Raw genomic sequence first — 25,289 nt, 5'->3', positions numbered from 1 at the left:
TTATTTACCTTTACTTAACGCTTCAACCACTTTACCGCTAATATCAGCGTCTGGCTTAACAAAAATAACTGCACCGCGTTGTAATACCATGTCATATTTTTCTTTCTCAGCAATGGTATTAATCGCTTTTTGAACTTGTACTAACAGTTTATTTTGCTCTTCACCTTGACGACGACGCATGTCTTCGTCAAGCGCTTTACCTTTTAATTGAAACTCTGACTTTAGCGATTCCATTTTACGAACCATTTCAGTCTTTTGAGTCTCACTCATTAACGCACCATCACGTTGCTGCTTTTCAACCAATGAACGCATTTCTTCCTGCATTTTTTGGACTTGAGCAACACGATCACCAAATTCAGCTTTTAATGATTTTGAGATTTGTTCACGTTGTGGCAATTGTTCAAATACTTCGCCCATATCCACTACAGCAATGTTTTCAGCGTGCGCCATGATTGGTGCAGCTAAAAAAGCTAATGTCACTAATGCGCGATTTACCATCTTTTTCAAAGTAGACTCCTTGTTAATAAATACTTGTTCAGCAAAGCCTGCTGAGTTTATTTGTTTTAGAACGTTTTGCCAATATTGAACGAGAAAATCTCTGTTTCATCATCTTCGTATTCTTTCAGCGGCCATGCCAAACTAAAGACCATTGGGCCCATAGGAGACAACCATTGCACACTCATCCCCCATGAAGCACGAAGACGAGCAGGATCACTGTAATCTTCAAGCTTATTAAACTCTTCTGATGGAAGATTTCGATAAGATTCATAGTCAAACTCGGTATCCCACACGTTACCGGCATCAACAAAGAAACTGGTACGAACTGAATTGGTATAAGCTTCATCAAGGAATGGAGTAGGAACGATTAACTCCATACTTGCTGTTGCGATGGCATTACCACCGATAGAGCGGCCCTGGCTAACCTGAATTTGATTAGGCTCTCCAGGTAAGCTACAGCCATCACCTGAAGCATCTGGAGCACATGATTCACTGCCACGCACTAAATAGAAAGATCTAGGACCAACAGAGTTGGATTTAAAACCACGCAATGAGCTACTGCCACCTGAGTAATAGTTTTCCCAAAATGGTAAAATTTGATCGTTATCATTAAACTGACCAAAGCCGTTGGCATAACCTAAACGTGCACGAGTCAAAAAAACAAAACTGTGGGTACGCGTTAATGGAAAGTAGAAGTTAGTATCAAAGTCAGTTTTAAAATATTGTAGATCAGACCCAGGTACCGTCATTTTACCATTCAAACGCTGTGACGAACCATCCGTTGGGAAGGTACCACGGTTTAAGGTACTTCTAAACCAACCACCATTTAGTTCAAAATTATCAAACGATAAGTCAGAATTTGGATCTTCACTGTCACGATAAACATTATAAAAACGCAATGCCTGCTCGTAAGCAGATATTTCAGAAATGGCATTATGACGATACCCAACACCACCGTTTAAGCGATTATATTCATTTATAGGAAAACCTGAATTTAATGACACACCATAAGAGTTGTTCTTGTAGCGCTCTAAGTTTGCTTCGTTTGCATCAAACTCGCTCCAGTAAACACTGCCCCCTAAACTCACACCATCTTTAGTAAAATAAGGGTCAGTAAAGGAAAGATTAGCGCTTTTTGAATACTTGTTTGTGTTAACACTTACACCAGCTTGATTACCTGTACCAAGAAAGTTGTTTTGCTCAACACCAAACTGCAAGCTTATACCAGATTCAGTACCATAGCCTACACCAGCATTAAACGAGCCTGATGGCTGCTCTTTCACCGACACAGCCACATCAACCAAATCATCACTGCCTGGTACTTGTATTGTCTCAGTATCAACTGTCTCAAAGTAACCTAAACGGTTCAAACGAGCTTTGGACTGCTCAATTTGAGCGGAATTCAACCAAGCACCTTCCATTTGACGTAACTCGCGGCGCATGACTTCATCTTTTGTGACTGTGTTACCGGTGAAGTTAATTGAGCGAACATAAACACGTTTACCTGGCTGAACATTGACATTTAAGACAACTTCTTTATTTTCATCGTCAATTTCTGGGTATATTTTCACTTCTGGATAAGCATAACCAAAACGGCCAAGGTACTTACTGTACATTTCTTCGGTGTATGTCACATCCGCACCGTTATACATACTGCCAGCTTTAAGCGGCAATATTGCATTCATTAGCTCTTCTCGGCCCATTAAATCGCCGGTGAGATTGACTTCTTTAATTTTATATTTTTCGCCTTCATCGACGTTGATCGTAATGTAGAGTCCTTTACGGTCAGGGGTCATAGCAACTTGCGTTGAAGTCACATCAAAACGAATATAACCTTGATTGTGGTAATAAGTTTTAATGGTTTCTAAGTCAGCTTGTAACTTTTGTTTTTGATAGCGACGTTCACCAAATAAATCCCACCATGCAACAAAGTCTTTCAACTCAAGCATGCTAATCAATTCAGAGTCAGTGAAAACCGTGTTACCAACCACGTTAATTTGACGAATTTCAGCCGCTAGACCTTCGGTAAAATTAAACTGCAACTCCACTCGATTCCGCGGTAAGTTAACAATTTGAGCTTCAACTTTTGCGCCGTACTTACCGACACCATAGTAGAAATCTTGTAAGCCCTTTTCGATGCCTGATAACATTGTGCGGTCTAAAGACTCACCAATTTTGACACCAGAACCATCAAGACTCTCTTGAAGCTGCTCATCTTTAATATCTTTGTTACCTTCAAACGTCACCGCACTAATCGTCGGGCGCTCTTTAACGGTAACGTACAACACGCCATTTTCATGACTGACATTAATGGTTTCGAAATTAGTCGAACCATATAAGCTTTTTATCGCCTGTTGTATTTTAACTTGATCAACTGTGTCACCGACTTTAACCGGTAAGTTTAACAATGCAGCTCCTAATGCTACACGCTGTAGACCTTCAACTTGAATGTCTGTGACTTCAAATGGTTGGAATGTATTTGCCCAACCGCTTCCCGCATAAGACGCACCGACGAATAACATCGAGGCAAAAATTTTATTCAATCTCATAGAGCACTTCTAATTATTTGTCTGTCCTGCTCAGAGTCGGGCAAAATCGTTGAAAAGCGCTACGCTCATCAACATTAGCAGCAAAGCTGCGCCGAACCTGAATCCAATTTCCTGTACCTTTTCAGGCACAGGCCTACCCGTAATCACTTCAATAAAGTAATACAGCAAGTGTCCACCATCTAGCACAGGTAAAGGCATTAAGTTAATAATGCCTAAGTTAACGCTAATTAGTGCGATAAACCCAAGAAAGTACACCAATCCGTAATTTGCACTGGCTCCTGCACCTTGCGCAATCGAAATGGGACCACTTAAGTTTTTCACCGACACATCGCCGGTAAATAATTTGCCGATCATTTTGAAACTAACCACCACTAGCTGCCACGTTTTATCAGCTGCGGCGGAGACGGAATCTATCATGCCATATTGTAACTCAAAGCGCATATTTTCAGGCCACTGCGCCGCGGTAGGACTAACGCCTATAATACCAATGACGTCACCGCTATCATTTTTTTGAGCTTGAGGAACAACTTCAACTAAACGCTGCTCACCTGCCCGCTCAATTAACATAGCTATTGGTTTATTGGCTGACGTTTGTATCACATCAACAAACGCATTCCAATCTTTGTAATCTTGTTGATTAATACTTAAAATTCGATCGCCAAGCATTAAACCAGAAATTTGTGCTGCGCTGCCATCACTTATGGCGGCTATAACGGGCTCAATACTAGGTCTAAATATACCTAAGCCTATAGCGGTAATGGGTGACTCTTTCTCTGGATCAAATTGCCATTGACTAATATCTAATTCGTAAGTAGTTCCAGCGACCTCGCCCCCTTCCAATCGAGATAATGGTGCAAGCGTAATATCGACTTGCTCATTACCTATGTGGCCCACCAAGGCTAAGTTGACTTCTTCCCAATTGCGTACCTTCTGCCCAGAAACGGCAATTATTTGTTGCGGTTCTGACAGTTGAATAATCGCAGCAGGAGAATTTGCTTTAGTGGTATCAATGACGGGTTTAACTGACGGCACACCGATTAAGTACATGCCATAAAGTGCAATTATTGCAAAAATAAAATTAGCCATAGGACCGGCTGCCACAATCGCAATGCGTTGCCATACATTTTTACGGTTAAATGCTTGGTCAAGCATTTCCTCTGGCACAGTATCAACCCGTTCATCGAGCATTTTGACATATCCACCTAATGGGATCATTGCCACCACATACTCGGTGCCATCTTTACCGACTTTACGCCAAATAGCTTTACCAAAACCAATAGAGAATTTTTCGACTTTCACGCCACACTTACGTGCAACCCAAAAGTGGCCATATTCATGAACGGTAATTAAAATGCCTAAAGCGACAATAAACGAACCTAAATTCCAAAAAAATCGAACATCTTGCTCCTGATTACGCCAAGGTTTTTATCGCTAACATCGCTTGTGTTCTTGCTTCGCCGTCGAGGCGAATAATATCTTCAATTGAATTCAATGACGCGGGACTGACTGAAACAAGGCACTGTTCATTTATTATTGCGATATCTGTAAATTTAATTCTACCTTGTAAAAAAGCTTCTACCGCAATTTCATTAGCGGCGTTTAACACTGTTGTCGACTCTTGGCCTTGTTTACATGCATCAATCGCTAACTTTAAACAAGGGAAACGATTAAAATCAGCTTCAAAGAAACTTAACTGTCCGACTTTGAAAAAATCTAAAGGTTCAACTCCAGCCGAAATTCTTTGCGGATAGCTCATACAATGAGCAATCGGCGTACGCATATCAGGATTACCCATCTGCGCGATAACGGAGCCATCTTTATATTGCACCATTGAGTGAATAACGCTTTGGGGATGGATAACTACTTTTAACTGTTCTGGACGAGTATTAAACAGCCAGCGCGCTTCGATATACTCTAACCCTTTGTTCATCATTGAAGCTGAATCAACGGAGATTTTTCGTCCCATTGACCAATTGGGGTGGTTACAAGCTTGCTCTGGACTCATGTGCGGGAATGATGCTAAATCTGCAGTTAAAAACGGACCGCCTGAGCCTGTTAATAAAATATGTGAAATCCCTTCTGCAGCAATATCGCAATAACCTAAATTAGCTTGCACAGCTTCAGGCATACACTGAAAAATAGCATTATGTTCGCTGTCTACGGGTAGTATTGTCGCCCCTGATGTCTTTGCTGTGTGCATAAAGAGTTCACCAGACATGACCAGCGCTTCTTTATTCGCTAGTAGCACCCGTTTGCCCGCTTTTACTGCTGCAAAGGTTGATACAAGCCCTGCTGCGCCGACAATTGCAGCCATAACAGTATGCACTTCTTGGCTGGTCACCAATCCAATCAAATCTTGCTCTGATGTGGTGACAATGGTTTTGCACCAAGCAGGTAAAGATGCTTTGAGTTTTACAGCGGCCTGCTGATTAACCATGTGAGCATAAACAGGTTGATGAGTCACACATAAAGCATGCATTTTCTCAACACTAGAATTGGCAACTAAGGCGTAAACACAAAACTTGTCAGGATTTGTTGCTATTACACTTAAGGTACTTGCGCCAATAGAGCCCGTTGCGCCAAGGATAACCATATTTTGCATCAAAATTACATCCACATCGCAATGTAAATGAGCGTGAATACAGGCAATGCAGCAGTTAGGCTATCAATTCTATCCAAAATACCACCGTGACCAGGCAAGATACTGCCTGAATCTTTAATTTCTGCCACACGTTTAAACATACTTTCTGATAAATCACCAAATGCAGAGGCTAATGCGGTAATAAGGGTCACCACAACTAACAGTCCGACCTCTTGCTCAGGAGAGACATACATCACAGCAGCAACGATTAACATAGTGGTTAACAATCCACCGGCTAAACCCTCTAAGGTTTTTGCTGGACTGACGCTTGGCATCAACTTATGTTTACCTAAAGTGCGCCCAGCGAAATAAGCGCCGGTATCGGTTGCCCACACCACTAGCATGACAATAAACACTAACCAACCACCAAAATAAGGCTCAGCATGACTGCTTAATGACTTGAGAGCGATTAAGGACACAAAGCAAGGGATCAACGTCAATTGGCCAAACATAGATTTAAACATGTGGCTATCGCGCCAGAATTTAGCACTTTTAGGAAAACTAACCACCAAGATAGTGCTGAATACCCACCAGACAACACCAATACTGATAATCGCTAAAAACATTGGATTAATATGACCTTTAAACCAAAGACTGTCGGCAGGAAACATCACATTAATGACGACCAGTAAAATGGTAACAGTGACGGTGAATGACCACTGGGTAACATTACACTCCTTATCAATAAATCGGCCCCATTCTTTTGCTGCAATCGCAAAGATGGGAACTAAACACCACGCAAAATAAACCGTAGGTACCCAGAAAATACCGGCTAATACTAGTGGGATTAAACAAAGTGCTGTTATTATTCGTTGTTTTAGCAAAAAAATAATCCTTTTAAAAATTATAGCGTACGTATTTCTTCGATTTGACTTCCGGTCAGACCAAAACGACGCTGGCGGCTGGCAAACATTGCCAGTGCATGATGAAAAGCTTTCTCATCAAAATCAGGCCACAGTGTTTCAGTGAACACGAGTTCAGCATAGGCGGCCTGCCATAAAATAAAATTACTGATGCGGTAATCACCGCCTGTTCTTATCATTAAATCAACTTCGCTTTGATTTTGCATGCACAAATGTTGATTTAATGCCTCTTCGGTCATCTGACTGCTGCTGATTTCGCCACTTTCGACTTTTTCGGCTAACTTTTGAGCTGCTTGCATGATATCCCAGCGCCCGCCATAGTTTGCAGCAACATTTAAAACAAGACCTTTGTTGTGTTTAGTTTTGTCTTGAGCTTGTCCAATTTGAGTTTGTAATCTAGCAGAGAATCGACTGATATCACCAATAATATTAAGTCGAACTTGGTTTTTATCCAGACGTTTAATTTCACGTTGTAATACGCTAAAAAAAGCTCCATCAACAAACTGACTTCTTTATCGGGTCTACGCCAATTTTCACTCGAAAAGGCAAATAAAGTGAGAGATTCTATGCCTAATTGACTCGCAGCGCTGACAATACGTCTTACCGCTTTAACGCCGGCTTTATGACCCACCACTCTTGGCATGCCTTTATTTTGTGCCCAACGGCCATTACCATCCATAATAATAGCAACGTGTTTAGGCAAAGACTGCCTAACGATGTCAGATAATTGTCCAGGTAAACATTCTGATGAAGCTAAGTCAGAAAGTGAAGTTATACCTGATCCATAATCATTTGTAGATGACATTAACAACAACCCTATAAAAAACAAACGCCGTGTAGTATACACTTACACGGCGTATTAACTCTAGCGTTGAACGCTGAAGTTTAAACTTCCATTAGCTCTTTTTCTTTCGCGGCTAAAAGTTGATCAACCTGCTTGATAGCAGTATCGGTGAACTTTTGCACACTGTCTTCACTGCGACGCACATCGTCTTCAGTGCAGTCTTTTGCTTTTTCAAGTTTTTTCACTTCAGTAATTGCATCACGACGGACGTTACGAATAGCAATACGACCATTTTCAGCTTCGTTGCGAACCACTTTGATAAAGTCTTTACGACGCTCTTCAGTTAGCGCTGGAAGTGGTATACGCATTGATGTGCCCGCTGTCATAGGGTTTAAACCCAGATCAGAAGACATGATGGCTTTCTCTACGGCTTGAACTAATGTTTGGTCAAACACAGTCACGTTAAGCGTACGTGAGTCTTCAATGCCAATGTTCGCCACTTGCTTAAGAGGGGTCATTGAACCGTAGTAAGAAACTTGAATTGAATCTAAAAGGCTAGGATGTGCACGACCTGTACGCACTTTAGCCATTTGATTTTTACTTGCATCAACACATTTTCCCATGCGCTCTTGCGCATCTAACATAATTGTTTCAATCACAATAATTTCCTTTTTTCACAAATATTTTTTGAGCTGATAGATAAAGAATGACACAGACATTAGATCAGCTCAAATAAGGATTGCACTCTATTTAATGCAATAATGAAGTTATTTTGGGCTACTATTTTTTTGACTACTAATAATAGTGCCTTCACCTTCGCCCATAATCACGCGTCGAAGTGCGCCTGGCTTGTTCATGTTAAACACTAAAATAGGTATATCGTGATCACGCGCCATTGTAAATGCTGCAAGGTCCATTATCTTAAATTCGGACTCTAACACTTCAGCATAAGTGAGCGAATCATACTTAACCGCTTCAGGGTTTTTCATTGGGTCCGCAGAGTAAACACCGTCAACTTTGGTCCCTTTTAAGACCACTTCTGCTTCAATTTCAATACCGCGTAAGCAGGCAGCAGAATCGGTAGTACAAAATGGGTTACCTGTACCCGCGGCGAAAATCACTACTCGGCCAGACTTAAGTAAACTAATCGCCTCAGCCCAGTTGTAATCATCACAAACACCCTTTAACGGAATGGCTGACATGAGACGCGCGTTGACATAAGCACGGTGAAGCGCATCACGCATCGCTAAACCATTCATGACTGTTGCTAACATTCCCATGTGATCACCCACTACACGGTTCATGCCTGCTTGCGCAAGACCTTCACCCCGGAATAGATTACCACCACCAATAACCACACCAACTTGAATACCTAACTCAACCAGCTCTTTTACTTCTTGAGCCATACGATCAAGTACTTTAGGGTCGATGCCGAAGCCTTCTTCGCCCATTAATGCTTCACCGCTTAATTTAAGCAGAATACGTCTAAATGCAGGTTTTGGATTGGTGCTCATAATTTTGATCCTGATCATAACAAGACCGCAGCGATTGCTGCGGTCTTAGGGTCTTTTAAAGAAAAAGCGATTACGCCTTTTTAGTGGCAGCGATTTGTGCAGCTACTTCAGCAGCAAAATCTTCTTGTTTCTTTTCAATACCTTCACCAACTTCTAAACGAATGAAGTTAGTTACTGTCGCTTTTTTCTCTTTAAGAACTTCGCCAACAGTTTTCTTTGGTTCCATGATGTAAGCTTGACCAGTAAGAGAGATCTCACCAGTAAACTTCTTCATACGACCAACAACCATCTTCTCAGCGATTTCTTGTGGCTTGCCTTCGTTCATGGCGATTTCTACTTGTAGAGCTTGCTCTCTTTCAACAAGTTCTGCAGGTACATCTTCAGGGTTAACGAATTCAGGCTTAGAAGCAGCAACGTGCATTGCGATATGCTTTAATGTTTCTTCATCAGCTTCACCAGTAACCACAACACCGATACGGTCGCCGTGACGGTAAGAAGCTAAGTTAGCACCATCGATGTACTCAACGCGACGAATGTTGATGTTTTCACCAATTTTAGTCACTAGTGCAACACGTGTTTCTTCAAACTGTGCTTTTAAATCTTCGATGGTCACTTTTGATGCAGCAGCAACATCTAGTACTGCGTTAGCAAATCCTAGGAAGTTTGAGTCTTTTGCAACGAAGTCAGTTTGACAGTTAACTTCTAATAGCGCAGCGAAACCTTCGCCATTCTTAATTAGAATTGCACCGTCAGCAGCGATGTTACCCGCTTTTTTAGCAGCTTTAGCAGCGCCACTTTTACGCATGTTATCAATCGCTAGCTCGATGTCACCGTCAGTTTCAGTCAGTGCATTCTTACAGTCCATCATGCCAGCGCCAGTGCGGTCACGAAGTTCTTTAACTTGGGCAGCAGTAATCGCCATTGTTAAATCCTCTAATTTAGTTGGTCTAATTTTACATTATAAAACAGGGGCCATTAGGCCCCTGCTCACCAATTTTTTATTGGCAAATAAGGGGGATGGTTAACCATCTCGCCTTATTAAACAGCTTCTACGAAACCGTCTTGTTCAGCTTGAACAGCGATATCTTGACCACGGCCTGAGTTAGCGGCTGCAGCAACAGATGAAGTGTACAAACGAATTGCACGCATCGCATCATCGTTACCAGGAACGATATAGTTAACGCCATCTGGTGCAGAGTTAGTATCAACAACCGCAACAACTGGGATACCTAGGTTGTTTGCTTCTTTAATAGCGATATGCTCATGGTCAGCACCGATAACGAATAATACGTCAGGTAAGCCGCCCATGTTTTTGATTCCGCCTAAAGATTTTTCTAACTTGTCTAACTCGCGTGAGCGCATTAACGCTTCTTTCTTAGTTAGCTTGTCGAAAGTACCGTCTACAGACTGGCTTTCTAGCTCTTTAAGACGCTTGATTGACTGACGAACAGTTTTCCAGTTTGTTAACATACCGCCTAACCAGCGGTGATCAACATAATACTGGTCACAAGAAATTGCAGATTCTTTGATAGCTTCGCCAGCAGCGCGCTTAGTACCTACGAATAAAACTTTACCTTTTTTAGAAGCAACATTGCTAATGAAAGCTAAAGCTTCATTGAACATTGGTACAGTGTGCTCAAGGTTGATGATGTGTACACCGTTGCGAGCACCGAAGATGAAAGGCTTCATCTTTGGGTTCCAGTAACGTGTTTGGTGACCGAAGTGAACACCAGCCTGAAGCATTTCGCGCATTGTAACTGTAGTCATTTTATTTACCTTAATGTAATAAAGGGGTTAGACCTCCACGCATCCCATTTCTCGACCCTTAGCAACCTATTATGGCTTTAAGAGCACCCCGAAAAATGTGCCGATACGTGTGTGATTTAGTATTTAAGTTAATTGCCATGTATAATAGCCGCAAATTTTGACAGTTTGTTGAAAATAGAAAATTTCAGCTACTCAAAAGTAGAGACTTTTTCTATAAAGTTCCACAAACAGCAAACAAGAACTTACACATAACGGCGCGCTTTATACCATAAACAGCTATCAAATACAAATTTTTGCGTGTAATTGATGACTAAAAACGTGCCTTTTTTGAACGTTAAAAACCAAGAGAAGATTCATGAGTATTGTGATTAAGAATGCCGACGAAATTGAAAAAATGCGCGCAGCGGGTAAACTCGCAGCCCAAGTTCTGGAAATGATCGTGCCACACGTTGTTGTGGGCGCGACAACTGATCAGTTAAATGCAATTTGTGCTCAATATACTGAAGAGCAAGGTGCTATTTCAGCGCCGCTTAATTATCATGGTTTTCCTAAGTCAATTTGCACTTCAGTCAATAATACTATTTGTCATGGCATCCCTTCTGATTACGTATTAAAAAACGGTGATATATTAAACATTGATATTACAGTGATAAAAGACGGTTATCATGGAGATACCTCAAAGATGTTTTTAATTGGCGAAGTGAGCCCTAAAGACAAACGCTTGTGCCGTATTGCACAAGAAAGTCTCTACCTTGCAATCCGTCAAGTGCGTCCAGGTGCAAAATTAGGTGAAATTGGTACAACCATCGAAAAATTCATCAAGGCAAGCAAATCAGGACTTGATAAGTATTCTATCGTGCAAGATTATTGTGGTCATGGTATTGGTTCAGGCTTCCACGAAGAGCCGCAAGTTGTCCATTATAAAAATAATGACAAAACCGTGATTAAACCCGGTATGTGTTTCACTATTGAACCTATGATTAACGCTGGTCGTCACACATCGATATTAGATAAAAATGACAACTGGACTGTGACTACCTCAGATGGTAAAAATTCGGCTCAATGGGAGCATACGCTACTCGTCACCGAAACCGGTGTTGAAGTGCTTACCTTACGCGACGAAGAAGATTTTCCGAGAATCATTAACTTTTAACTCTTAATCAGTCAAGGATATCAATGAATACCGCGCTGGCAGCTAAAAATACTTTACTTGAACTTAACCAGCGCTTAGTTGAGCAATATAAAGCGAAACATCCTATCGCAGACATTGTTAGCCAACGCAGCGCATTTATAGATAACTTGCTCCAAAATGCTTGGGTTGATTGTCAATTAGACCAATATTCGATGACGTTAATTGCAGTAGGTGGGTATGGACGGGGCGAGCTACTGCCCTATTCTGATGTCGATTTATTGTTTTTAGTTGAACAGGATGAAATATGTCAAAACACCCAGGCTAAACTCAGCGAACTGATCACCTACCTTTGGGATGCAGGGCTTGAAATTGGTCACAGTGTCAGAACTGTTGCGCACACCATTGAGCAAGGCAAAGCTGACATTACCATCGCCACCAACTTAATTGAAGCGCGCTTTTTGTGCGGTAACACGCAATTATTTGATGTGTTATATCAACGCATTCGCCAGGATGACTTTTGGCCTTCAGCTGATTTTTATAATGCCAAAAAAGAAGAGCAAACTCTTCGTCATTCAAGAGCGAGTGCCTTTGACCTCGAACCTAATATTAAGACTTGCCCAGGCGGGCTTCGAGATATTCAAACCATCGCCTGGGTGGCTATGCGACATTTTGATGCGGCCAACTTAACCGAGTTAGTTGAGCACGATTTTCTTGAGCCATCAGAGCTGGAAGAGCTTATAGAGTGCCAAAATTATTTATGGGAAATTCGCTTTGCTTTGCACATTAGTGCTAATCGTAATGAAAACCGCTTATTATTCGACTTGCAACGACAAGTCGCCAGCCTGTTGGGTTATCAAGATGCGACTCAGCTAGCTGTAGAACAAATGATGAAACGCTATTATCGCACAGTAAGGCGAATAATGGAGTTGAATCAAATGCTGTTGCAACTATTCAAACGAGCAACTCTGGGGCATATTAAAGCGCTTGAAATTCAAAAAGTTAATGATAATTACCAACGCCGAGGTCATTACATTGAAGTATTGAACGATGAATTATTTAACCAATATCCAGAAGAAATTTTGCGTTTATTTTTGCATTCAATTAGAAACTCTAATATTGAAAATATTTATGCCCCAACCTTACGCTTATTGAGAAAAGCTCGCCGCAGCTTAACGGGTCCACTGCAAGATAATGCCGCTTGTCGTAAAGTGTTTATGGAAATATTAAAACACCCTCGCGGTATTATTGCGTTTTCGATGATGCATAAACACGGTATTTTATCGTCATATCTGCCAGCCTGGAGAAGCATTGAAGGACAAATGCAGTTTGACCTATTCCATGCCTACACTGTAGATGAGCATACCCATAGATTATTACTGAACATTGAGCGCTTCTCACAAGCCGAGCAAAAAGATGAGTTTCCACTTGGCGCGGTACTGATTAACCAGTTGCCCAAAAAAGGCTTACTCGTATTAGGCGCTATTTTTCATGACATAGCGAAAGGCCGTGGCGGCGATCACAGTAAACTCGGTGCGCAAGATGCGCTCGATTTTTGTAAACTGCACGGCTTAAATGATCATGACGGCCGTTTAGTTGCCTGGCTTGTGGAAAATCATTTAGTGATGTCTATAACCGCTCAACGACGGGATATTTCAGACCCCGATGTAGTGGCAGCCTTTGCCGATAAAGTACACGATGCCGCGCACTTAAGTTACTTGTATTGTTTAACTGTCGCCGACATTTGCGCAACCAATGAAAAAACCTGGAATAATTGGAAAGGCTCTCTGCTACGGGATTTATACTTCTCGACCCAGCGAGTACTGGCAAGAGGTAAAGAAAAGCCAGTAGATGAACAAGCTAGAGTTGACGAAGTTCAGGCTAAAGCGCAAAAAGAACTGTTTCGTCGTGGCCTAAAAGATAAAGATATGCAGGCATTATGGAGTCGATTTAAGCCTGAGTATTTTTTACGTCACCAACCTAATCAAGTCGCATGGCATACCGAAGCTATTATTAAACATAACCAAGATGAACCCTTGGTATTAATGTCAAAACACACCACCCGTGGTGGCACTGAATTATTTGTTTACAGTAAGGATAGACCCAAACTATTCGCCACCGTAATGACTGTTTTGGACAATAAAAACATCAACGTACATGATGCAAATATCATGACGTCAATTGATAATTTTGCACTAGACACTTTCGTTATTTTAGAACAAGATGGCGAGCCTATTTTACAGCTGTCACGTATACAGAGTATCAGAAAGGCGCTTGAAAAAGCCCTTGCAAATGAAAACCCTAAATTACCTAAATTTAGAAAACTTGCGCGAATAATGAAGCCCTTTAATGTACCTACGCAGGTCAGTTTCTTACCAAGTATTCGTCAAGATACCAGTATGATGGAATTAATAGCCCTTGATTCGCCAGGGTTATTAGCAAAAGTGGGTGATATTCTTTACCGCTGTGAAGTGACTTTATTAGCAGCCAAGATCACCACCATTGGCGAGCGGGCTGAAGATTTTTTCATCTTACAAACACAAGATGGCCAGGCGCTAAATGAAGCGCAACAACAACATTTATCTTATGCGCTACATGTAGCGTTGAATCAATCTAGTTAACTAATATGATATTGGGAGAGTTCCATGGAGGCATTACGCCAACGAATAGAGGCGGCATTTGAAGCACGTCAAACTATCACCCCTAGCACGGTAGAGCCAAGTGTACGTGCTGACGTAGAGACAGTGATAAACATGCTTGATAAAGGTCAAGCACGTGTAGCTGAAAAAATCGATGGCGAATGGCATGTTCATCAGTGGTTAAAAAAAGCAGTATTATTATCATTCCGTATTTTTGATAACGGTGTTATCGAAGGTGGTGACACTAAATATTTTGATAAAGTGCCACAAAAGTTTGCTGACTATGATGAAGCACGTTTTAAAGCTGAAGCTATCCGTGTTGTCCCGCCAGCAACGGTCCGTAAAGGCTCATTTATCGGTAAAAATACCGTATTAATGCCATCATACGTTAACTTGGGTGCCTATGTTGATGAAGGTACTATGGTTGACACCTGGGCAACAGTTGGCTCATGTGCACAAATTGGTAAGAATGTTCATTTATCAGGTGGTGTTGGCATTGGTGGTGTATTAGAGCCATTACAAGCAGGACCAACTATTATTGAAGATAACTGCTTTATTGGTGCCCGCAGTGAAATCGTTGAAGGTGTTATTGTTGAAGAAGGCAGTGTAATTTCAATGGGTGTTTATATTGGTCAAAGCACACGTATTTTTGATCGCGAGACCGGTGAAGTGCATTATGGTCGAGTCCCTGCTGGCTCTGTAGTCGTTTCTGGTACCCTACCGTCAAAGTGCGGCACTTACAGCTTATACGCCGCAATTATTGTCAAAAAAGTAGATGCTAAAACCCGTGGAAAAGTTGGTATTAACGAGTTATTACGTATTGTTGATTAATTTAGAACATCAACTAGCATGTTCTATTCTAGTTAACAAAAAAGGCTCTTAGGAGCCTTTTTTAATTCTTTAAAATCAAATGAATCTGTTTCTTAACATTTAACTTTGCATCGAACGCTCTTCATCCAGCTCATTCATCAATGCATTGGCTAAAATTTTCCATGTCACAATACCGATAACTTGATTTTCAATATTTTGTACCACTAGATAATCAGTGTTGTTTTTTTCCATTAAAATTTTGGCGTCTTTTAAAATCGTGTTAGCGGCAATAATATTAATTTTATGCTCCATTACCTGGTGAGCACGTTTATTGAGTAAACTACGGTCAACCAATCGTTCTGCTGCGGTATCTAAAAAGGGACTATGCCAAAAAGCTAACGTCTTTTTATCGATAACACCTATGGGTGAACGACTTTGTTCTGACAAAACCACAGCGACATTCATTTTCGCCTTATTTAACATGTTTTGTGTATGCTCAAGTGTATGATATTCCTCAATGATAACCGCTGGATCCAATGATAAACTGCCAACATAATCGGCTGTCTTTAGATCGTGAATAGCCAGAATATCTAAACAAGCATCAACCACATGGGCATCAAATATCTTGCCTCGGCCTTCCATTAATACATCATTTAACGCTGCCATTCCCATAGACGGTCGATAAGGTCGATGGCTTAAAATAGAGTCAGCAACATCCGCAACAGCGATAATTTTGGCTTCAAGAATAATGTCTTTCTCTTTTAAGCCATAAGGATAACCTGAACCATCTAGGCGCTCATGGTGTTGTAAAATCATCTGTTTAATGGGCCAAGGAAATTCAACTTCATCAACTATTAACGCTCCTTGCACAGGATGCTGCTTAACTAACTCATACTCAATTGCCGTCAATCTGGAAGGTTTAGCGAGAATTTGACTCGGTATAGCAAGCTTTCCAATGTCATGAATTAACGCACCCAGCTTCAAACCCTCTAACTGTTCTGTGGGCAAGCCCATTTTTTCGCCCATTAAATAACTTAGCTGCGCGACTGATTTTTGATGGCCTGCGGTATAAGCATCTTTTAGCTCTAAGGCTTCTGAAATCGCGCCAACAAGCTGCACCAGAATGTGAGTCATTTTCTCTTTTTGGTCTTTGATAATGACAGACTGTTTAGACATTGCATTGATGGTACGGGGCAGCTCGACACAATGCCATAGAATCGTGGCGTAAATACTTAGCGACTTAGCATCAACTTGGGTGAAAGGTTTATCCCTATTACCCACACCAATAAATCCAACCACCTTCTTACGATACTGTATCGGAACACAGAGGTGATTTTTGAAAGCAAAAAAACCATCTTTTTGTAATTTAACTGAATTATCTGAAGGGTCATTATCAATTATTGCTCGCTTGGTTTGAATCGTTTCAGCCCAAATACCTGAATCAGCTAAGTACACTTGATTATCTGGAATAGCAAAAAACTGCTTCACTTTATCAGTCCAAGCGGTGCGAACAATTTTATTATGTTTTTCATCATAGATATGCAGATAACCTACTTGACTATGGGTTAGAGCCAGAGCCTGTTGTAATGCGGTTTTGAATACCACATCAGATTTAGCTGTAATAACGGTTTCAATTTGTTGCAACCAATCATCGCTCGACTGAATAGCTAGATTGTAGTCCGGGTGGAGTTCCATTAGCCACTTTTCATCCAAATCTAATTGAGTTAACAGTATGCACCAATGGTCAGCACTATCATCAATTGGGGCAATGCAGGCTTGTTGTGCATGGCCTCGCTCATCAATAAAGTGAACGAGCTGCTTAGTTTCCCGATTAGTTAAGTCAATTGAACTTAGCTCTAGTGAAGGAAAAGTCGCTGAAATGGGTTGCTTTAAAATAGAGGCGATTGGTTTTTTAACTTGTGAATATAATGCTTCACTCAGTTTCACTATTTCTAAACGGTCATTAAAGATAGCCCATGTTAGACCTAATCCTTTGGGTAACTCTCCATGTTTCAAAAATAAGTCATGCTTTTGTCGCATTGTTTACAATCCCTGCCTTTAGAACGTTTATTTGATATTAGCTCAAAAAAATATTTTTACTCATTAATTAAAACAAAACAGTTATTTAGCCCTATAAAAAAGCCTACATTTTATTGTAGGCTTGATGTTTGAGTAAAATATTAACTGTTAAAATACGACTGTTTTATTACCATAAACGACCACTTGTTCGTTCAGGACTAATTGCAGAGCTTTACTGAGTACACTTTTCTCCACATCTCTACCTTGATGAGCTAGCTCTTCTGCACTGTAGCTGTGATCAACAGAAATAACATCTTGCTTAATGATAGGCCCCTCATCTAAGCAGTTATTAACAAAATGGGCTGTCGCACCAATAATTTTCACCCCTCGGTCCCAAGCTTGTTTGTAGGGTGAAGCACCAATAAATGCGGGTAAAAATGAATGGTGAATATTAATAATTCTGTCTGGAAATTGTGTCACAAATTCAGGTGTTAACACCCGCATATATTTAGCTAAAACAAGATAATCCGCTTCGTAGGGCTTAATTTTCTCCAGCATCGCCTGCTCATGTTCTTCGCGATTTAACCCTTCATGACTTACATAATGAAAAGGAATATCAAATTTTTCAGTTAAATTTTGCAACACATCATAATTCCCTACCACGGCTGCAATTTCGACATCTAAACCACCGTAGTATGACTTCATTAATAAATCACCTAAACAATGTGCCTCTTTTGTTACCATTACCACGATTCGTTTTTTACCCGCATCGACTAGTTTTAAATGGTTTTTAGCGGGTAATACGGCTTTTAATGCACTGATAAATTCAGCATCATTAATCTTGCCATCTAATACTGTGCGCATAAAAAATCGCCCCTGAGCATGATCAACAAACTCAGTATTTTTAATCACATTCAGATGATGGGCAAAACACACGCCGGTTATTTTTGCAATTAGCCCTTGAGCGTCTGCACAGTCAATAATGAGGATTTTTCTGGTTACTGTCGATTGCGCAATGTGGTCGTTCGAAGTCGTTTCTGATAATGCCATAGCTAAATCTCTACTAAAAATGTCTTTACTCGAGTCTGCCATTAAACTGCCATGATTTGGTAACTTTTATACTGAAATTGAATAAATTTTCACTAAAAAAAGTCTAAACTAAACATTAAGCATAAAAAGTGATGGATTATTATCAAAAATGAAGCTTATCGACGGGAGTCTATGTATTTTTGTAAAAGTTTTCTGAGGGTTTCTGCTTTTGTGCCATAGACCACTTGCACGCCTTTACCAACCACCACGACCCCTTTTGCTCCTAAACGGACTAAACGTGCTTTATCAATTAAAGCTGAATCAATTACGCTAACTCTTAATCGCGTTAAACATGCTGACAGCTCAATAATATTATCTCGCCCGCCTAAACCTGCCACCATCCCCCTTAAACTTTCTTTTTGTTGGGGTAAAGCGCTAGAAGGAGTCAGCCTTCCTGGGGTTTTCAAGTTAAAGCCTATAATACTAATACGAAACAAACTGTAATAAACAACGGCCGTTAATGGACCTAGTATCATAAACCAGAAACTATTACTGGATTGGGGAAACAATAAACTAAAATCCACTAATCCATGGGAAAATACAATGCTGTGGTGAACATCGAGCAGTATACAAATACTGTAGGCCACACCCGTTAACACCGCATGTACCAAAAAAAGCAAAGGGGCTACAAACATAAAAGCAAACTCAATGGGCTCGGTAACACCGGTCAGCCAACTTGCCATACCTGCAGATAACATAATACCCGCCACTCGATTTCGTTCAGTTTTGTCCGCACAACGCCATATGGCGAATGCCGCAGCAGGTAAGCCCCACATTTTAATTAAATAGCCTCCAGCAAGATTACCCGCCATGGGATCACCAGCTAAATATCGACCGACCTCACCACGTACCAGTTGTCCATCATGCCAAAAATAACCAAACTCTAAGTAAAATGGCGCATTCCATATGTGGTGTAGTCCTAATGGGATCAGTAAACGCTCAACAAAACCATATAATCCAAATGCAACCGAAGGTTCTTGATAAACTGCCCAATTAGATAGCATTTCTATATTTGACGATAAGGGAGGCCAAATAAAAGCAAGTACGCTTGCCAGTATCATAGCTAAAGGCAAAATAATTAAGGGTGCGCTCCGCCGACCTTCAAAAAATGAGAAGATAGCTGGTAAGGTTAACTTTTCACTCATCTTAACCGCGATATAGGTTATAGCACCGACCAACATGCCACCCGCTATACCAGTATCTATGGTTTCGATACCCCACATTGGCCTTGAGGGTAATTGATAAAGTGAACTCAGTGCGCCCATGGTTGAGATAAACACACCAAACCCAAAAACGGCAGAAAAAGCTGCAAGCCCCTGATCTTTACAAAATCCAATTGCAATCGCGACAGCAAAAAGCAGTGGCATCATAGTAAAAATTAGGTGACCGACGGAAGAAAAGATTAAATTAACGGCTTCAGGAATGAAGGGTAAGGGATTAGCCGTTATACCCAGCATAACCCCAGCGGCTGGTAATATAGCAATCGGGATCAATAAAGCCTGGCTTAATCGCTGTGCGAACTTAAACCATTGCTGGGTAATGACGTGTTTAGAAAATTTACCTATAACATATCTGCATTAGCTGCGGCTTGCCAAGTTGTTAGCCATTGAACTGCATCTAACTCAGGTTCCATGGTTTCTGTGGCATCGATTTCCAATCTGGGGGTTAATGCCTGTGCGCCAAGCTCATTTAATAGCTCATCAAACTGTTTTGCTGCGCCGCAAAAGGTGTCGTAACTTGAATCACCTAGACCAACAATGCTGTATTTCAATTTAGGTAAATAGGGCGCGGCAGATTTCATTTGTGTAAACCAAGGTTGAATATCTTCCGGTAAATCACCTTGGCCTGTAGTTGAGCAAACAACAATAAGATAATCAGATTCGGCAGGAATAAATCCTGCTAGCTCATCTGGTTGCTTTAAGGTGGTTGTAAAACCCATCCCAGTAATTTTTTTTGCTAATGTTTCAGCGGTAAATTGCGCACTGCCATAAACAGTACCAAAAACAAGATTAACATTTGCCACTACTTTATCCTTCCTGTGCCATGATTTAAAAATCAATTAGATTATAACTAACATACTGTATAAATTTGCTTTGTAGCAAGTGGGTTTTATTGATGAATTTAAATAAGCATACTGGCTTCAGTATCTAAATCGTTCCACCCCAGTAAACAGAAAAGATCTAACCACTCTTGTTCTAGCTCAGTCTCTATGTGCATTGGCTCACCCGTTATTGGGTGGGTAAATTGCAAGCTTTTAGCAATAAGCCATAAACGGTTGACGCCAAAATGCTCACGCCCGAATTTATTTTGTTTACCATCGCCATGGGTGGTATCACCAATAATAGGATGACGTAAATGGGCCATATGGCGACGCAATTGATGCTTTCGGCCTGTTTTAGGTGTGAGCTTGACTAATCCGAAACGACTGGTTGGATAACGACCTGAACTAAATGGGATTTCACTATTAAGTAGCGGCTGATAAAAGGTCACAGCATCTTGAGCGGGTTTATCCGCAGCTGCAAATTTGTCAGCAACATCATCAAGTTCAACTCTTAAAGCATAGTCGAGCTCACCGCCATCATGCATATTACCGCGCACTAAAGCCAAATAGCGTTTAGTCACGGTATGATTTTCAAATTGCTCACATAAATTACGTGCACATTCACTGCTTTTGGCAAATAACAACACGCCAGATGTGGGTCGGTCTAAACGATGTACCGGAAAAACATGGCAGCCAACGAGATCCCGGGTAAGTTGCATAGCAAAAAAACGTTCTTTACGCGCCAAGTAGCTACGATGCACTAACAAGCCTGCGGGTTTGTGAATAGCGACAATGTGTTCATCTTCAAATAAAACTGCTAATTCTGGGGGGCTTTGTTGCTCTTCATCAGCATTTAACGTCTGATCACCCTCTTGTTCTGGCTCAATATCAGCCATTAAAAGGTCATATAAATTGGAGTCGCTCATAGTCATTAGGTCGCTTATTGTCACCAGCCTGCACTAATATTGATTAGTTAACAGTTGGTCAAATTGATCCAATAGTGCAATTATCTCTTGTCTGTCAGGTAGCGCTTGCCACACCTGTTGCGCCATTGGCGCAATCGCCATTTGGCTAGGTAACGAGCTTTGCGTGTCGATTAATTGCTGCATTTTAGGAATAAAAATAAATTGTAACCATTGCTCAAATGCTAAGGTATCGCATGCAAATGGAACCGTACTTGCCAGCGCTATAGTGGAAGGAGGCGTTAATGACCATAGACCTAACAACTTGAGTTGCTGCTCTAATTTTACTAAAAAAGTCAGACTCGCTTCATAAAGCATATATAATGGCTCAAATACAATGGCAAAGGTTGAATATGATAACATTAGCCACCATTAATACCCACATATTGCCACGTTTTGTATAGCGAGTCCCCATGACAGAAATCACCACCCTTAGCCAATTTCTTGCCACAGCTAACACTCAATTCCAGGTTTATGATTTAGGCAGAAGAGTACAAAATATCGATATGATGGCATTTCATCAAATTGAGTCATTGGTTGCCCCTTACCCTTATCCCATTCAAGGCCATGCGCAGTTTGCGATAGTTTTTTGGCAGCAAAGCCAACAACCATACATTTGGTTTATTAAGCTTGCCCTTGATGAACAGGGATTACTCTCCCCCGCGCCAAGACAACAATTTATAAAGATGATTTTAGAGGCTTTAGGCCGAGATCCGACGCAAGACCTGACGGATGAACAGCAACAACAATTGGCTAATCACCCATTCAGCTTTAAACCCAATCAACATAAATTGGCTATTTTTAATGCCTTAGTCAAAAAACAATTGGGCGAGCAAGCCTCAAATCAATATGAAATTGCAGCCCAGTATCTTGCAGGGCAAATGCCGCCACAACAATGGCAGCAAATTGGTATGCAAGGTTTAGCAGATGTGTGCGTGAGAATGTCATCATTTGACCACCAACAGGATATTATCAACACCTTGCCGCAGGCCCCTGTAGAAGTACAAGCGGCATTATGTAGTTGCTTTGAACACCTGCCGATTGAACAGCCCTTAGCTGACGTATTGGTAACATTATTGGATCAGTCTCCAGTAGAATATAAGGGGCTATTTTTAAAAGCGTTGGCATCAAATACAAAACTCAGTCAACAGGCAATACATAGATTAAATGCTCAAGATCAACTTGATGAAACTATGCTAATCACAATAGCAGCGCGTAATTGGTTAGCATTGAAAGATGACACCACCCGCAAATTCTTTTTAGAAGCGCTGGCAAAACAGCCACAAAGCTTTTTTAATCAAGTTTTTGCTGATATTGTTGCCATACCAAGCTTGCGTAATGCTTTACTAACAGATTTGCGTAATCCAGATCGCAGCGAACAACTCTCCCTCGCCATTGGCGGTTTATTTAAGGCAACAAGCCTATGATGTCTGATTTTTTAATAATGGCGGCACTGATTGTCACCGCAGCTTTCTTCTGGCAGTTACGCAATATGGCTGAACTGAGCCGCGTTTTCGCTGAGCAGGCTTGTGGCAAACAAAAAGTGCAGCTACTTGCAATCGCTATGGAATCTGCTCGCCCAAGTTTAGGCGGGCAAACTGGCTTATGTTGGCGAGCTAAGTTTATGTTTGAATTTAGCACTGATGGGATGAATCAATATCAGGCGCATATTAATATGCATGGAAAAAGAGTCACTAAAATAGACTGGCCGATTTTCCCTGAACCTGAATGGTTTGATGCACCAATGTCACAGGGAAAATTTGGTGGCTGCGGCACTAAAACAAGTTGTGATTCAGGTAAGTGTCATTAGCTATCAAACTGATGTTAACAGACTGAGTTAGACCCATCATGATTCACTCACAAAATGCTATCTTAACGGGTAGCATTTTTGTTTGTGATAATGGTTGGCTAATAGCTGTGGATTCATTCTAGTGCGGTAACGAATTGAAAACTCATTTAAAAACATACAGACATAAAAAAGCCCCGACGCAGTGTCGAGGCTTTCTTATCCATCACTCAATCTCGATATAAATACCAAAGTGAGTCTAATAATGGTACCCGAGGCCAGACTTGAACTGGCACGCTTATTCAGCGAGGGATTTTAAATCCCTTGTGTCTACCGATTCCACCACTCGGGCAAACTGTGACGAATTGAATTTCAATTCGTAGAATCTATTGTCAACTTAACAACTTAGGTTGCGCCGCTGAACTTGCTGCACACTTTACTGTTTTTTTGAAATCACGCAACTATTAATTTTAATCAAACGATTCAAGTGACTTAAAAAACAACAAACTGAAGTGTTTTTATTCATTAACCGCTAAAAATTAAACAGCAAGTCTAATACCCATGCTTTATTAGGGCGTTGGTGTTATCGGTCACTCGAACTAAGCATGGCAACGCAGTGATGATAAAATAACACCTACCACTATAAAAAAAGGCCGCTAACGCGACCTTCTTTTAATACTAAACAAACTCACAGCTCAATTAGCTACGTTGACGAGTCGGCTTAGCTTTACCAGTGACCACTTTCGTTTTACGCACAGCACGACGAATTTTAGCACTTTTCACTTTCGAGCGTGAAACACTGTGTTTATCGTGTCCGATAAGTGAACGGGTTTCAACGTCTAAGCTAGCCAGCTGACGCAAATAGTTCACTTGGTCTAATGAAAGTTCTAACCACCCGCCACGCGGCAGTGATTTAGGTAATTCAATCATGCCATAGCGAATACGGATCAGGCGGCTTACTTGTATTTCTTGTGATTCCCATAAACGACGCACCTCACGGTTACGACCTTCACGTAATGTCACATGCCACCACTGGTTTATGCCTTCACCACCGGCAGGTTTAACGCTATCGAACATGGCTGGGCCATCTTCTAGTGTCACACCGGTACGTAAACGCTGCACAGCAGCCTCTGGTACTTCACCAAAGGTACGCACTGCATATTCACGCTCAACTTCGTTCGATGGATGCATTAAGCGGTTAGCTAACTCGCCATCTGAAGTAAATAACAATAAACCTGAGGTGTTAATATCTAAACGTCCAACGGCAACCCAGCGTGAGTCACGCATGTTAGGTAAACGTTCAAAAACCGTTGGGCGGCCTTCAGGGTCTTTGCGAGAACAAATTTCACCTTCAGGTTTGTGGTACGCCAACACACGACAAATAACTTCGTCTACTGACTTTAATGCAATCGCGCGTCCATCGATACGTATTTTGGCACTAGCCTCAACACGGTCACCAAGATTGGCAATTTCACCATCAATACTAACTCGGCCTGCAGCAATCCATGCCTCCATCTCACGACGGGAGCCATGGCCTGCACGGGCCAAGACTTTCTGCAACTTTTCGCTCATTAGTATTACTCTTTAGTTTGCTCTTACGAGACTTGCTCTTGCGAGGTTTGTTCCACATTTTGTGGTGCCTGTTGGGCTTTTTCAAACATCGCTTGAAGTGACTCAATATCATTTAGCTCAGGTAAATCAGCTAACTTTTTTAAGCCAAAATAAGATAAAAAATTGATGGTAGTTGCATACAGTGCAGGTCTACCCGGCACCTCTTTATGTCCGACCACTTTTATCCAATGTCTATCAGCTAAACTTTTAATGATGTGACTGCTGATCGCCACACCTCTTATTTGTTCAATATCGCCCCGGGTAACGGGTTGTCGATAGGCAATCACGGCTAAGGTTTCCATGGTTGCACGAGAATACTTTGGCGCTTTTTCTTGCCAGAGTGGCTGTAAAAAAGGGCTGAGTATTTCTTGAGTTTGAAAACGATATCCACCAGCAACTTGCACTAATTGAACACCGCGTTCTTGGTATTCTTGCTGTAATTCATCTACAGCGGCTTTAATTTTCACCCGTGACACGTTGAAATCAGCCAGTACGGTTTCTTTCAACGCTTTAATGGTCATCGGCTTGGCTAATACAAATAAACTGGCTTCGATTAATTGCTTCAATTGAGTCGGGTTTATTTGCAT

Annotated in this window: 22 protein-coding genes, 1 tRNA gene and 1 pseudogene; 5 read left to right on the top strand and 19 right to left on the bottom strand. The window is 41.2% G+C overall.

Translation table 11 applies throughout. The features are described from left to right. The 10 genes and pseudogenes from ACRWP9_RS09550 to rpsB form a co-directional block, all read right to left on the bottom strand. Positions 1-498 (bottom strand): OmpH family outer membrane protein, encoded by a 498-nt coding sequence (locus ACRWP9_RS09550; RefSeq protein ID WP_434929006.1) that lies wholly within the window; start codon positions 496-498, stop codon positions 1-3. 65 nt (positions 499-563) lie between these two features. Beyond that, a complete protein-coding gene (gene bamA, locus ACRWP9_RS09545) occupies positions 564-3,047 on the bottom strand; it encodes an outer membrane protein assembly factor BamA (protein WP_434925826.1) in 2,484 nt (827 codons plus the stop codon). A gap of 30 nt (positions 3,048-3,077) precedes the next feature. Continuing rightward, positions 3,078-4,415 carry a sigma E protease regulator RseP gene (gene rseP, locus ACRWP9_RS09540; RefSeq protein WP_434929004.1) on the bottom strand — a complete coding sequence of 446 codons (1,338 nt, stop codon included), beginning with the start codon at positions 4,413-4,415 and terminating at the stop codon, positions 3,078-3,080. Positions 4,416-4,458: 43 nt separating this feature from the next. Then, a complete protein-coding gene (gene ispC, locus ACRWP9_RS09535; RefSeq protein ID WP_434925825.1) occupies positions 4,459-5,649 on the bottom strand; it encodes a 1-deoxy-D-xylulose-5-phosphate reductoisomerase in 1,191 nt (396 codons plus the stop codon). A gap of 5 nt (positions 5,650-5,654) precedes the next feature. Continuing rightward, the gene (locus ACRWP9_RS09530) at positions 5,655-6,512 is read right to left on the bottom strand and encodes a phosphatidate cytidylyltransferase (RefSeq protein ID WP_226410301.1); all 858 of its coding nucleotides are present in this window, start codon (positions 6,510-6,512) and stop codon (positions 5,655-5,657) included. A 20-nt stretch (positions 6,513-6,532) separates the two neighbouring features. Next, positions 6,533-7,356: pseudogene (locus ACRWP9_RS09525) on the bottom strand (isoprenyl transferase). An 80-nt stretch (positions 7,357-7,436) separates the two neighbouring features. Further along, positions 7,437-7,979: a ribosome recycling factor gene (gene frr / locus ACRWP9_RS09520; protein WP_226415966.1), complete on the bottom strand. Its 543-nt coding sequence runs from the start codon at positions 7,977-7,979 to the stop codon at positions 7,437-7,439. Between the two features lie 123 nt (positions 7,980-8,102). Next, on the bottom strand, positions 8,103-8,849 hold the full coding sequence (gene pyrH, locus ACRWP9_RS09515; RefSeq protein ID WP_434925824.1) for a UMP kinase: 747 nt from the start codon (positions 8,847-8,849) through the stop codon (positions 8,103-8,105). A 70-nt stretch (positions 8,850-8,919) separates the two neighbouring features. Next, on the bottom strand, positions 8,920-9,771 hold the full coding sequence (tsf, locus tag ACRWP9_RS09510) for a translation elongation factor Ts (RefSeq protein WP_434925823.1): 852 nt from the start codon (positions 9,769-9,771) through the stop codon (positions 8,920-8,922). 116 nt (positions 9,772-9,887) lie between these two features. Further along, positions 9,888-10,616: a 30S ribosomal protein S2 gene (rpsB, locus tag ACRWP9_RS09505; RefSeq protein ID WP_226410305.1), complete on the bottom strand. Its 729-nt coding sequence runs from the start codon at positions 10,614-10,616 to the stop codon at positions 9,888-9,890. 355 nt (positions 10,617-10,971) lie between these two features. Between rpsB and map the strand changes: the two genes are divergently transcribed. The 3 genes from map to dapD are packed head-to-tail and all read left to right on the top strand — an operon-like array spanning position 10,972 to position 15,215. Then, on the top strand, positions 10,972-11,769 hold the full coding sequence (map, locus tag ACRWP9_RS09500; RefSeq protein ID WP_434925822.1) for a type I methionyl aminopeptidase: 798 nt from the start codon (positions 10,972-10,974) through the stop codon (positions 11,767-11,769). A 23-nt stretch (positions 11,770-11,792) separates the two neighbouring features. Further along, positions 11,793-14,366, top strand: coding sequence for a bifunctional uridylyltransferase/uridylyl-removing protein GlnD (gene glnD, locus ACRWP9_RS09495; RefSeq protein WP_434925821.1), 2,574 nt, complete (start codon positions 11,793-11,795; stop codon positions 14,364-14,366). A 24-nt stretch (positions 14,367-14,390) separates the two neighbouring features. Beyond that, complete coding sequence (gene dapD / locus ACRWP9_RS09490) at positions 14,391-15,215, top strand: 2,3,4,5-tetrahydropyridine-2,6-dicarboxylate N-succinyltransferase (protein WP_235085501.1); 825 nt, start codon at positions 14,391-14,393, stop codon at positions 15,213-15,215. A gap of 99 nt (positions 15,216-15,314) precedes the next feature. On the opposite strand, the gene ACRWP9_RS09485 is transcribed toward dapD, so the two are convergent. The 6 genes from ACRWP9_RS09485 to ACRWP9_RS09460 all read right to left on the bottom strand — a co-directional run bounded on the left by ACRWP9_RS09485 (position 15,315) and on the right by ACRWP9_RS09460 (position 21,623). Then, on the bottom strand, positions 15,315-17,234 hold the full coding sequence (locus ACRWP9_RS09485; protein WP_434925820.1) for an HD domain-containing phosphohydrolase: 1,920 nt from the start codon (positions 17,232-17,234) through the stop codon (positions 15,315-15,317). 147 nt (positions 17,235-17,381) lie between these two features. After that, the gene (gene purU, locus ACRWP9_RS09480; RefSeq protein ID WP_434929002.1) at positions 17,382-18,263 is read right to left on the bottom strand and encodes a formyltetrahydrofolate deformylase; all 882 of its coding nucleotides are present in this window, start codon (positions 18,261-18,263) and stop codon (positions 17,382-17,384) included. Positions 18,264-18,418: 155 nt separating this feature from the next. Beyond that, positions 18,419-19,867, bottom strand: a complete 1,449-nt coding sequence (locus tag ACRWP9_RS09475) for a PTS transporter subunit EIIC (protein WP_434929000.1) — start codon at positions 19,865-19,867, stop codon at positions 18,419-18,421. Beyond that, positions 19,864-20,325, bottom strand: coding sequence for a flavodoxin (locus ACRWP9_RS09470; protein ID WP_434928878.1), 462 nt, complete (start codon positions 20,323-20,325; stop codon positions 19,864-19,866). The genes ACRWP9_RS09475 and ACRWP9_RS09470 overlap by 4 nt, the downstream gene beginning before the upstream one ends. A 98-nt stretch (positions 20,326-20,423) precedes the next feature. Continuing rightward, positions 20,424-21,239, bottom strand: coding sequence for a tRNA pseudouridine(65) synthase TruC (truC, locus tag ACRWP9_RS09465; RefSeq protein WP_434928877.1), 816 nt, complete (start codon positions 21,237-21,239; stop codon positions 20,424-20,426). Between the two features lie 63 nt (positions 21,240-21,302). Then, the gene (locus tag ACRWP9_RS09460; RefSeq protein ID WP_434928998.1) at positions 21,303-21,623 is read right to left on the bottom strand and encodes a YqcC family protein; all 321 of its coding nucleotides are present in this window, start codon (positions 21,621-21,623) and stop codon (positions 21,303-21,305) included. Positions 21,624-21,718: 95 nt separating this feature from the next. Here ACRWP9_RS09460 and ACRWP9_RS09455 point away from each other — a divergent pair, with 95 nt between their 5' ends. Then, complete coding sequence (locus tag ACRWP9_RS09455) at positions 21,719-22,732, top strand: DUF3549 family protein (protein WP_434928875.1); 1,014 nt, start codon at positions 21,719-21,721, stop codon at positions 22,730-22,732. After that, positions 22,729-23,115: a DUF3301 domain-containing protein gene (locus tag ACRWP9_RS09450; RefSeq protein WP_226410313.1), complete on the top strand. Its 387-nt coding sequence runs from the start codon at positions 22,729-22,731 to the stop codon at positions 23,113-23,115. Before ACRWP9_RS09455 ends, ACRWP9_RS09450 begins: the two co-directional genes overlap by 4 nt. 242 nt (positions 23,116-23,357) lie before the next feature. Here the strand turns inward: ACRWP9_RS09450 and ACRWP9_RS09445 are convergent. From ACRWP9_RS09445 to scpB, 3 genes are all read right to left on the bottom strand, one after another. Continuing rightward, positions 23,358-23,443 (bottom strand) — tRNA-Leu (locus tag ACRWP9_RS09445). A gap of 347 nt (positions 23,444-23,790) precedes the next feature. Next, complete coding sequence (gene rluB / locus ACRWP9_RS09440; RefSeq protein ID WP_226410314.1) at positions 23,791-24,663, bottom strand: 23S rRNA pseudouridine(2605) synthase RluB; 873 nt, start codon at positions 24,661-24,663, stop codon at positions 23,791-23,793. Positions 24,664-24,686: 23 nt separating this feature from the next. After that, on the bottom strand, positions 24,687-25,289 hold the full coding sequence (scpB, locus tag ACRWP9_RS09435; protein WP_434928996.1) for an SMC-Scp complex subunit ScpB: 603 nt from the start codon (positions 25,287-25,289) through the stop codon (positions 24,687-24,689).

This window comes from Shewanella sp. HL-SH2, from assembly GCF_051164935.1.
In the GTDB taxonomy this organism is placed as follows: Bacteria; Pseudomonadota; Gammaproteobacteria; order Enterobacterales; family Shewanellaceae; genus Shewanella; species Shewanella glacialimarina.
Note: the sequence above shows the minus strand (reverse complement) of the source record. Positions and strands in the feature narration are given on the sequence as shown.